General features: G+C 49.2%; 9 protein-coding genes. 7 read left to right on the top strand and 2 right to left on the bottom strand.

Annotation, left to right across the window (positions count from 1 at the left end):
- Window positions 1–237 precede the first annotated feature (237 nt).
- From F7D47_RS09240 to F7D47_RS09210, 7 genes are all read left to right on the top strand, one after another.
- Window positions 238–1,161, top strand: a complete 924-nt coding sequence (locus F7D47_RS09240; protein ID WP_153085875.1) for a hypothetical protein — start codon at window positions 238–240, stop codon at window positions 1,159–1,161.
- Between the two features lie 39 nt (window positions 1,162–1,200).
- Complete coding sequence (locus F7D47_RS09235) at window positions 1,201–1,704, top strand: S24/S26 family peptidase (protein WP_153085874.1); 504 nt, start codon at window positions 1,201–1,203, stop codon at window positions 1,702–1,704.
- 13 nt (window positions 1,705–1,717) lie between these two features.
- The gene (locus F7D47_RS09230) at window positions 1,718–1,984 is read left to right on the top strand and encodes a PqqD family protein (RefSeq protein ID WP_118190983.1); all 267 of its coding nucleotides are present in this window, start codon (window positions 1,718–1,720) and stop codon (window positions 1,982–1,984) included.
- Window positions 1,981–3,645 carry an ABC transporter ATP-binding protein gene (locus F7D47_RS09225; protein WP_153085873.1) on the top strand — a complete coding sequence of 555 codons (1,665 nt, stop codon included), beginning with the start codon at window positions 1,981–1,983 and terminating at the stop codon, window positions 3,643–3,645. The genes F7D47_RS09230 and F7D47_RS09225 overlap by 4 nt, the downstream gene beginning before the upstream one ends.
- A gap of 1,210 nt (window positions 3,646–4,855) precedes the next feature.
- Window positions 4,856–5,989: a hypothetical protein gene (locus F7D47_RS09220; RefSeq protein WP_153085872.1), complete on the top strand. Its 1,134-nt coding sequence runs from the start codon at window positions 4,856–4,858 to the stop codon at window positions 5,987–5,989.
- 21 nt (window positions 5,990–6,010) lie between these two features.
- Window positions 6,011–8,497: a C10 family peptidase gene (locus F7D47_RS09215; RefSeq protein WP_194253032.1), complete on the top strand. Its 2,487-nt coding sequence runs from the start codon at window positions 6,011–6,013 to the stop codon at window positions 8,495–8,497.
- 53 nt (window positions 8,498–8,550) lie between these two features.
- Window positions 8,551–9,003 (top strand): PepSY-like domain-containing protein, encoded by a 453-nt coding sequence (locus F7D47_RS09210; protein ID WP_228113319.1) that lies wholly within the window; start codon window positions 8,551–8,553, stop codon window positions 9,001–9,003.
- A gap of 73 nt (window positions 9,004–9,076) precedes the next feature.
- Here the strand turns inward: F7D47_RS09210 and F7D47_RS09205 are convergent, their stop codons facing one another.
- Both F7D47_RS09205 and F7D47_RS09200 read right to left on the bottom strand, forming a co-directional pair.
- A complete protein-coding gene (locus tag F7D47_RS09205; protein ID WP_153085870.1) occupies window positions 9,077–10,135 on the bottom strand; it encodes a YncE family protein in 1,059 nt (352 codons plus the stop codon).
- Window positions 10,136–10,148: 13 nt separating this feature from the next.
- Complete coding sequence (locus F7D47_RS09200; protein WP_228113318.1) at window positions 10,149–11,438, bottom strand: hypothetical protein; 1,290 nt, start codon at window positions 11,436–11,438, stop codon at window positions 10,149–10,151.
- Window positions 11,439–11,519: the final 81 nt, after the last annotated feature.

Raw genomic sequence — 11,519 nt, 5'->3', positions numbered from 1 at the left:
GAGGTCGGAAAACGAAAGTAGGAGGAAAACTACTTCGTTTTCCTCCTACTCGATTGCGCCGATTTCCATCTGCAAAACTTCAGTAATTTGAAGAAAGATAGAGAAAGATTTGGCTTTCTCAGATAAAAATCGTATTTTTGTTGCGAAATTGCAGAAGATGAGGGTTCTGAGGCCTTCGTAGCAGCAATGAAAAACTTGAACCGCTCCTTATGTGGAGCATAAATGAAATTACGAAAAATGGAATCTATTATAAAGCATTATCAGGTAGCCCATGTCGGGTTTAGCCTTTCTTATCCTGATTCCTCTCAGGAGATGATGGCTGTTTTACTGGAGGCTTATCAGGCGTTTGAATGCGATGAACAGGTCGCATCTGCTGCCCTGACCTCATTCTCTCTTACCTTGAACGAAAGCGGGGAAGAACTGAGGAAACCTGCCGGTTTCAAGGAGGAATGCAGACAGGATGAGGAGGGACAGCTCATTATCAGTGGTAGTCTGGGAGAGAAGCAGAAGGCGTTCCTGATGGCAATGACTGATATGAAATCGATACTGGTTACAGGTCATGATTATCAGCATTCCAGTCTTCTGGTTCCTGCTGGCACCTTCAGCCAGAAGTCGGCTTTCGGATCCCTCAAGGCAACCGTTGACACCTCGCTGATGCTGCTCTATGCCATGCGTTCGGCTGCCGGAGATACACTCCTGTTTCATTCTTCTACCATAGTAAAGGAGGGTAAGGCTTATCTCTTCCTGGGCAAGAGCGGAACGGGCAAGAGTACGCATTCCGGACTGTGGCTCAAACATATCGGGGGTACCCGACTGCTCAATGATGATAACCCGGTGGTATATATATCGCACGAAGGAACGCCCATGGTGAGTGGCTCGCCTTGGAGCGGAAAGACACCTTGCTATAAGAACGAGGAATATCCGATAGGGGCAATTGTCCAATTGCGCCAGGCACCAGAGAATAAAATCAGAAAACAGACCGTCATAGAGTCTTATGTGTCTATCAAGACTTCTGTCTCCGGCAAGGCATGGGAGAAGGAAATTGCAGATGGCCAGCATCAAACGATAGAGAAGCTGATTGGGGCTACCCGGCTTTATCAGCTCGACTGTCTTCCTGATGCCGGTGCAGCCCTCCTTTGCAGTCAGACCATCAGTCAGTAAAACCAACCGTCGGGTAAAAACCAATCGTACAATAGAAAGATGAATACATCCGATTCAAAATATAAGGCAATAGCCGCGCTCGAGCAATTTATCCGTGAAGGTCGTCCTGTCAAGTTTCCGGTCAAAGGAACCAGCATGCTTCCCTTTATCGTAGGTGATAGAGATTGCGTAGAATTCTATCCGGTAGAAGGCGAGTTGAAGGTGGGCGATATCGTGATGGCGAGGGTAGAAGAAGGCTATCCGGTGGTGCATCGCATCATCGGGATAGAGCCTGTTGCCGGCGATGCATCCTCTGCCTCCTTTTCTGCAGATGATTGCCGTATCGTGCTGACGGGCGATGGAAATCTCGGTTTTAAGGAGCATTGCCTGCGCAAGGATGTCATTGCGAAGGCGCATGCTGTCATCTGTCCCGACGGAAGCCGTAAGAGTCTCATCTCGCAGAAAGCGTTCAGAAACTGGCACAGATGGCAGAGGTTGAGGCCTGTGCGTAGGGTCTTGCTTAAAATAATCAAGCTCTATATCCGTTTATCATATAAAAACTAAAAAACAAGATACAATGAAGATCAAGAACGATTTCAAACTCCGCGAAATTTGCGGTGAGTATGTGGTAACAGCCGAAGGTATGCAGGCAGTAGACTTTACCAAGTTGATCAGTCTCAACGAAACTGCCGCCTTTCTCTGGAAGACGGCTGAGAAACAGGGTGAATTTACGGTAGCTTCGTTGGCTCAGGCTCTGTGCGATGAGTATGATGTAGTCATGGCTCAGGCAGAAAAAGACTGTGAGGCGATTATTGCCCAGTGGCAGAAAGAGGGACTGGTATGAGGAAGTATGCACTATGGTTTTTTCGCCAGATGTCTGCTGTCCGGGGACGTTTGCTGTTGCGCATCATCGCCGGTCTCCTGCAGGTAGCATTAGGTTTGTGGCTCGTCTGGCTGTGTCGCCGGTTCATCGATGTGGTGATCTGGCGTGGCAATGTGCTGCGCGAAACCATCGTGCTTTTTTCTGTCATCGCCCTGCTGATAGCCCTTCGCCAGCTGGTATTCTATCTTTCCGGCATCACCGAGGTTATCCTCCAGAATGATATGCGTAGCCGCCTCTTCCGGTTTGTGCTGGGCAGGAAACTCTATGCCGTTAAGCATCAGGCTGAGGCTGGTTCCGGAAAACCAGCTTCCGATATGCTTTCCGGCGACATCAGCCAGCGTTTGGAGCGCGATCTCTCATCAGCCTCTTCGGTAGTTACGGATATCCTGCCCACAATTGTAGTCACCCTGGTGCAGCTCTTCGGTGCCTTCTTCCTGATGCGTTCCATCGATTCTATTCTGGCATGGAGCCTTCTGGTGTTGACACCGGTGGTTGCAGTCTGTGCCAAATATCTCGGCAGCCGACTCAAGAAGATGACGCTGGCGATACGCGAGGAGGAGAGCAGTATACAGATGATGATTCAGGAGACCGTAGAACATGAACTCACCATCAAGACCTTGCAGGCAGAGAGCACGGTTTCCGGTAGGGTAGGCAGTATGCAGCAGCGTTTGCATCATTTGGTCCGCCGTAGAATCCGTTTTACGTTGATATCACGCCTGCTCCTTGCCTTCACCTTCAGTTACGGCTATTTCGGAGCCTTTGTCTATGGTGCCATCCAACTCAAGAACGGGTTGATAACCTTTGGTGTGATGACCGCCTTCCTGCAGTTGGTGGGTCAGATACAGAGTCCTATCATGTCGCTCTTGGGCATGATTCCCCAGCTGATTCATGCATCAGCGAGTGTAGACCGGTTGGTAGAGATAGAAAATACCGAGCAGGAGGAATCTCTGTCGCAGGCAGATGCTTCTATACCTTTGCAGTGTGCTTGCGGCATCCGTCTTCAGGATGTGAGTTATTCATATCCCGATGAGCGAAAGAAAGTTGTTGTCAGTCATTTCTCTTATGATTTCCGTCCCGCCACATCTGTGGCGATAGTAGGAGAAACCGGTTGTGGCAAGACTACCATCCTGCGTCTCTTGTCGAGTATCATCCAGCCCGATAGCGGAAGGATAGTATTGTATGATGCCCTGGGCAAAGAGACAGAAGGAACCGGCATGCGTTCGCATATCGTGTATATAGAGCAGGGTAATACGCTGATGAGCGGAACCATTCGCGATAATCTTCTTCTTGCCAATCCCGTGGCTACCGATGAGCAGCTTACCGAAGCCCTTCATGTAGCCTGTGCCGATTTCGTTTTCAGTTTGCCGGCAGGTATGGATACGAAGATAGGAGAGCATGCCACCCGTTTGAGTGGCGGTCAGGCACAGCGCATTGCCATAGCCCGCAGTCTTTTGCGCGAAGGTAACATTCTGTTGCTTGATGAAATCAGCTCATCGCTGGATGCCGAAACCGAGAAACTTCTTTTCGACCGCCTCTTTGCTTCGTATGCCGATAAGACTATTATCTGTGTTACGCATAGGAAGGAGGTGGCAGACAGATGCCTGGAGCAGATACGGCTGTGATGAAATGACCTAACCTCTTTATGCTCTGGGAATAGGTTATCCCCAGCCCCCAGGCAGTATCTGGTAATGTGTAGTGAGAATATCGTGAGGGATAACCCCAAATCGTGATGGATGATAGATGATTACATAAAACTTATTCACGAATACGGCTGCATCGGGTTACAAATATGGCTGCGTGGGGTTACAAATATGGCTGCGTAGGGTTACGAATATGACTGCATCGGGTTACGAATATGACTGCGTAGGGTTACAAATATGACTGCGTAGGCTAACGGAGACGTATCTGTAAGCTTATCGAGACGTCTGCATCAGCCAACAGAGACGTCTGAACTCGCTGACTGAACTACTTGAGTTTCTTGACTGAACCACTTGAGTTTCTTGACTGAACCACTTGAGTTAGCTGACTTAACCACTTGGGTATTCTTCTTCATGTGCTTGAATGTAACCATAAAACTTTTCAACCATACAGGTCGAAATTGTTTCAGCGGGCGAGAGCCCCCTCAAACTTTTACTTTTATTTATGAATCGTCAGCCCGACGCAGTGAAGCGGAGTGCTGTTTTTATAGCATTATAAATACTTTCCCGGAATCTGCTGCAAGGCAAAATCCCCGGAAAGTATAAGTCCCCAGCCTGCTTGCGAAAGTAGGCAGGGGAATTTCTTATCTGTTACCTCTAAGATAATATCTTATTTCAATTTTTCTATCTGTTCCTGGGTAAGACCGGAATACTTCATAATCAGATTGAGGTCAACGCCATCAGCAAGCATATCTTGGCTATCTCGGCTTCCTCGAAGAGGCGGTCGAAGCCGAAATCGGTCAGCAAGCTGATGTATCTTTCTTCTACCTGTTTCATACGCTTTATGTTTTTATTTGTACTGCAAAGATAATGCTAACGAGCGCAGAATATCAAGCTTGCTTGAATATTTTGCCGAGTGCAGTTTATCATCTGCTAAGATACGCTGAATATTTGTAACTTCCAAATTTTTAGGCTGTTTTTTGCTTTGAAGATTATACAGTACTACATGCGAACGGTCGGTTTAAAAGAAAAAATAACGAATATCTGTTAATAAAAGTTTAAGCGTGTTCTGTCTTGGAAAAATTATAGTATATTTGTAGCCGAAAAGACGGGTCGGCGTGACTCGTAGTGATCCATGAGATGACAGAATAAAACAGAAACTCAAAATTAGTAATTATTTAACGAGAAAAACAAGATGAAAAGAACCATTTTAACAGCAGTGTCGCTGCTAATCTTATTCGTATTGCCACCTCATCTTTCTGCCGGGCCACAATCCTGGCAACAGGCGCAGAAAATAGCGGAAAGAATTGGCTGCTGGGCAAAGAATTCGGTGGCGCCTATGACACCGGGCAACGTATTCCTGAAAATGGGGGATAAGGAAACGGTGGTGCCGCTAAAACTGACCAACTGGGGTGATACCGAGGTGACCAGCATCAGCTATACCTTTTATTATACAGATAAGCAGGTGAGCGAGGGACCTTTCGTGTTGAACTTCGACCAGCCGCTCAAGGATGGAGAAACGCGAGAGGTAAAAATTCCTATCAAACCGGGCCAGAAACTGGGGAAGGAAGAGTTGCTCTTCAATATCACACAGGTGAACGGACAGTATAACGAGGCTTCGGCGGGATATGCCTATCTTACCTGCTGCACGGTCAACAAGATGCCGCACAAGCGGGTACTGGTAGAAGATTATGCGGGAATGTGGTGCTGGCACTGTCCTATCGGACTGGTGGCTACCGATGCCATAGCGCGTATGTATCCCGACGACGTAGTGGCTGTTTCTGTTCATAAAACTGATGATATCAGCAAGGTAGTATCCCGTTCGGTATATGAAGGCTTGATAGACCGCTATGCCGTAACGGTTCCTGCCGTATGGGTGGCACGTGATAACAAGGCTGCCGGTTTTGACATTACCGATGCTGCCAACTATGTAGAGGGCTGGTCGCAGGTAAAGGGCATGGTGTATAACCATGTAGCGATAGAATCGCAGGGTATGGACAACGGACTGGAGGACTCGAAGATGACCGACTTCCGGGCAGACGAGGTGAAGACGCACTCCACCACTTTTGAGGGTGTAAACAAATACAGCGTGATCCGCGACCGCAGCAAGATAGAGATAGCAGCGGTGCTCTTCAACACCAAGACCGGGAAGATAGAAAATGCTGCCCGCTGCAGTGTGCGCAATCATGGCACTACAGGCATCCGTCCTAACCTTGTTCTGGAGCAGAAAAAACAGGAGGGCATCTACGACATGCAGGGACGCAAGGTGAACGGCAAGCCGACGCCGGGCATCTATATCGTGAACGGCAAGAAAACGGTAATCAGATAATTCTTTTTGACCTGAGATATGATGGATAAGAAATTTTACGCCATAGCCGTATCGGCGATATGTGCTATGAATGTCTATGCCGGACCGGTAGACGTGAACAAGGCGCAGACAATGGCAAGAAAGTTTATCGGAAATCCTGTGAGTGTGGGTCCGTCGGTGGTGAAAAGCCGCGGAACCCGTACTTCAGAACCATCGCTCCACCTCTTCAACAACCAGGATGGTGAAGGCTTCGTCATCGTGGCGGGTGATGACCGGGTAGGCGGGGTACTGGGATATAGTGACAGGGGAAGACTGGATGCTGAAAATATGTCGGCTCCGATGAAGAAACTCCTGGAGCGATATGCACGGGTGGTGGAGCTGGTGAAGGTAGACAGCATCAGCGTGACGCCGGTCTATGCCAAACCGCCGAAGGCATCGGTAAAACCGCTCGTCAGTGCGGAGTGGAGCCAGGATTATCCTTATAACTACTATACCCCGCGCAGCAGCACCAGCGGCAAGCCTACCTATACGGGCTGTACCATCACGGCGATGGCACAGGTGCTCTATGCCCACCGCTGGCCTAAGATGAGACCCGAGGGGGTAAACCGGGGTAAGGGTGCCATGGCATACGATTATTATGACTGGGACAACATGCTCGATTCCTACAGCGGAGGAGGGTACAGCGAGGCTCAGGCACAGGCAGTGGGCGTGCTGATGCGCGACTTGGGAAAACTGGCCCAGGCTACCTACGGCGTGCACGGAACCCTCTGTGATGAGGCAAAGTTATGGAATACCCTCGAGAACTATTACAACTGCAATGTGCGCCAGCTGGAGAAGGACAGACTGCCGGGCGGCGAGTTTCTGCAGGCTATCTACCAGGAACTGTCTCTCGGCTGTCCGGTCTTCATGACGGGCGGCGACCATGCCTTTTTATATGATGGCTATGATGAGAATGGACTGGTGCATATAAACTGGGGATGGGCTGGTCTGGACAATGGCTATTTCGACATCAATACAGCAGCGACGGCTGGCGGAGGTTACGGCAGCGACGGCTGTTACTACGAAAACCAGATAGCGCTCTTCGTGCATCCGAACGACGGAATGATAGAACCGCTGCAGCCTAAACCGGTGGTGCTGTCGGTGAACAATGACCAGGGACTGCAGTTCCAGGCGAGTGAAGGAATGACGGTGAAGTCGGTTATTCCGGCGCAGATTAAAGGTGTGGGAGCCCGCAATGTGGCTCAGGATGCCGGAGGCGCCTATACCGGACAGATAGGCATCGGGCTCTTTACGCAGGACGGAAAGTGTATGCATGTCTTCGGACAGTCGGGTGTCTTGACTTGGGCTACCTATTATACCAGCTACAATTTCGAATATGACTGGTGGAAGATGGACCTGAATGAGATAGACGGTCTGGCAGACGGCACCTACACTCTGCGACCTTTGGGCCGCCGACTCCTGGATGCTGACAAGGGCGTTTGGGAAGACTGGAGGCAGATGGTGAATGGCAATTCCGTGCCGATGATTGTAAACCGTGGCGAGGTTACGCTGGTACAGGCAGACAACAAGCCTCACCTGTTGCTTGCGGGAAAGCCCGAGGTGCTGGAGCCAGCCTATCAGTACAGCAGCCAGTTGGCAGGCATTCTGCTGAATGTATCTAACCTGAGCCGCTATCAGGCTCGCGGCGAGTTGCAGGTGGAACTGGAGGGCACGGGAAATCTGGCGGGTGAAACCTATCAGGTACCGAATGCCTATCTCATCCACATGGTGGCGCAGCGCATGGATACTACCCAGTGGCTCGTGAGGTTCATGACATCCTATTCGGGCCCTACCGGCTCTCATGAGCTCAAGGCAGGCAAGTATCGCATGAAGCTCCGCTTCAACCACAATATCGAGACGAAGAATCCTGGCGTCTACGAGATTGCGGTGCCGGAAGATTTCCTGCTTGAGGTATATCCTAACAACTACGAAGGCAGGGTGACCGTTACATCGGTGAAACTCCTGGATGAAGCGGGCAGTTATGTGCCTTCCCATTACTTCGACCTGGATCAGAAGCCGCAGCTGGTGCTGGGTATGTCGGGCTATATGAAGTATCTTACGCAGGGCAGTCTGCAGACCCGCATGCGCTACCGTCTGGTCAATGTGGCTACGGGCGAGACTGCGTATACGAGCAGCATCAGCAGAGTGAGCATTCCGCGCAACAATGATACGGATCTTACGGGTTCTACCCGCCATACCGTGAATCTTTCTGAGTTGGCAGAGGGCACCTACGAGATACATGTAGATATAGAGCGTGACGGCATGTGGCTGGACCGCTGGAATGCCAATACGTTGCGCCGCCGCATTACGCTCTACCGCAAGGCGCCGACTACAGGCATCACGAAGCCGGCTCTATCGCAGGGCACGGGCTGTGCAGCCGCTTCTTCATCTTCTGATGCAGTATACGGGTTGGATGGCCGCAAACTTACCAGAGTTACCCAGCCGGGCATCTATATCCGGAATGGAAAGAAGGTGGTAATGCGCAAATAATAATTGACAGAATAAACAGGTAATTGATTCAATAATTTTTAAAATTAGACAACATGAAAAGAAAGTTTTTGACGGCATTTTTGTCGATGGTATTGGCTATGATATCAGTATCTTGCCACAGCAGTGAGGAAAGAATAATCAGTTTTGATGATTTGCCGATGCATGCACAGCAGTTTGTAAAGAAGCATTTTGCCGAGGTTGCCGTGAGCCATGCGGAGAAGGAAAAGGACAACGGCCGGTGGGAGTATGATGTATTGCTCAGCGACGGAACCCAGCTGGAGTTTGATGCGAAAGGCGAGTGGACTTCGGTTGACTGCAAGTTCTCTGTGATGCCTGATGGTATCATTCCAGCCAACATTGCAGCAGATATAGCGAAGCGATATCCTAATCAGAAGCCTTACAAGATAGAGAAAGAGTTAGGTGGATATGAAATCGATATCCCTGGTTATGAACTCTATTACAATAAAGCCGGTGTCTTTATCCGTTTTGAACAAGACTATCATTAATAACAGAAATCCCCCATCCAGCCAGCGAAGGCAGGATGGGGGAATTTATTTTGAAAATAAGACAACGCTACGGTTATTTCTGTCTTGGCTTGATTTCGTATGCCGGATTGTTGCGGATATCCCAACGGTCTAACTTTGCACCATTGGTGAGTATCAGTTTCTCCTTCTGGTAGGCTATGATGGTCTGGGAAGGAAGGAGGACGCGGTCATCGGCGGTGAAACAGCGCAACGGATTGGCAAAGTTTCTTGCCTGGAAATCGGCGAGACTGTATTCTGCCAACTGTATCTTGCCGTCCTTCAACATTGATACGAAGAACTTATCCTTGTCACCGGTCTTTGAAATGGAACGTAGCTTGAACTCCTGAGAACGGGAAACCTTGAGCGGGGCATAATCCTTTTGCTGGATGATGTCTTCTACTTTCCATGAATAGATGGTTCCCGTGCTAGGGATGAAGGCATAGAGCGAATCGCCAATCACCTCCATATCGTAGGATTCTCCCAGCGGCTCATTACTGCTGCCAATGAAATCGCCACCCGTACTGAGCTTGGCAAATACCTTATTGTTGTTGGCTGCCCCCAGGTTCAGCGCCTCGCGGTCGAAGACTCGGATGTTGGTATACTTTGAGTCGCGCACGAAGACAAGACGAGGGGTTGCGCAAACGCAGCCCACCTTTGAAATCATGCTGGCTGGCCAGGAACCTGTGCCCAGACGGCTGAGATATTTGCCCGTTTTCCTGTCGAAGATCTGTACCTCCTGATTTTCGCCGGCAGCCACAAAGAGATGGTCGCCTTCAGCATAAACATCGCGTGCCAGCGTGCGGTCGCCGTTGCTCATGCTGCGCTTGAATTCCAATGTTTCGGCATCGAAGACATCAACACACTTGCCTGCAAAATTCGCCACATACAACTCTTCGCCATCGTTAAAGAGGTTGGCTGCATCCAGCGGTCTGCCACCTAAATCTTCGGCTGTGCGGGAAAGATGTCCGTCCAGATAGAAATGATCTGCCACCTTGATGGTATCTACCGGTTGCGGTACCACTCTGTCTTCCGTTATCTCACGTATTTCTGTCTTATCGCAGGAAGCTAAAGCCAGCATCATTCCTGCTCCAATCATGAACATATTTTTTCTCATATAGTTTCCTCCTTTATTTTGCATGATCTTTAATCGGGTTCTCTGTGAAATATTTCACCAGTCTGCTCTTTTTGTAAAAATCCTCTATGGTCTTCTGCAGTTTGGCATCATCCTTGAAGATATCATTGATACCACAGTCGCGATACTTAGCATTCTCATCTTTGTGGAAGCCCAGCAGATTGCGGTCGGTATAAGGGAGATCGCCCTTATGGCTCAGCCACATGTGCAGCTGCCAGATAAATTCCGGCCATCCTACGTTGACGCCTTCCGGTGTTTTGGCTGGATACGTCATATTGCTGTCGTGACTATAGTCCATGCAGTGCATGTGCTCGTGGGAGATAGCTTCCCATCCGCTGAACGAACCATAATGGCCATAGAAGTTCCAGTCGGTAACGGTCCAGATGTAGCCGCCGCCCAATCCACCGTATGCCGGACTAGACTGTCCGAGCACGAAGTTTTTCTGTGCCTTGAATCTTTCCATTTCGCTCTGGTATTTCTCGGCAGTGAACGTTACCTTATTGTTGTCGTAGAGATCGCCGCCCATCACCTTCTTGAAGTTTGCCATCACATACTTATATTCCGGAGTGGTCATCATATAGGTATAGTTGGTGACAATCACCACCCATTCGCGGGCGTAGATAGGTTTCATTTCACGGAAATTGTGCGATTCTCCAACCTCTGGAGTCCACCCGTAGTTGGAGAAACTGCAGGTCCATCTGGCGTCAATCTTCTGGAGCATCTTGAAGTGCTCATCATCGCTCACGAGACGTGTCTTCATCCTGTTAAGGTCGAGATACGGGCAGGTGAAACTCACGAAGTTTCCGTTTTTCTTTTTCCAGATATTCCGTCTGCCAACGAATGATGGCTTGAAGGAGAAGCGGGAGAAGGCGGGAATGGATTTAATGAACGCCACCGGAATGTATTCATCCACTTCCGGGATATACATCTCGAGTGTTACGTTGGAGACTGATTTTGCCGACCAACTGGTGATGACGAGCGATTCATCCTCAGTAGATTTCCTAACATTGATGAGGTTGTCAGTCTGGAAGGTGTAATCCGGTTTGTCTACGATTTCAGTTGATGGGTCAGATAGATTCAGGATGTGTTTAGCCCGTTCTGCCGGCAACTTTTCGAAAACCACCGTATCCTTTTTGAAATCTTCCTGGAACGGTTTTTCAATGTCGTTGTACACGATCTGGTCTTCATAATCGGTGGAGCAGGATGCCATCAGGGTCATCGCTGCCACGAGTGTGGTTCCAGCAGCCAGTGCCGGAATCTTTCGATGTTTTTTCTGCTTCATCATTTTGAGTTTTTACTGTTAAAATACTTACTATGAAAAATAGGATGCAAAGATAAGAATAAATATTGGTTTGTCCAAATAATC

Origin of the sequence: Segatella copri (assembly GCF_009494835.1) — a bacterium.
Lineage (GTDB): Bacteria > Bacteroidota > Bacteroidia > Bacteroidales > Bacteroidaceae > Prevotella > Prevotella copri_F.
Note: the sequence above shows the minus strand (reverse complement) of the source record. Positions and strands in the feature narration are given on the sequence as shown.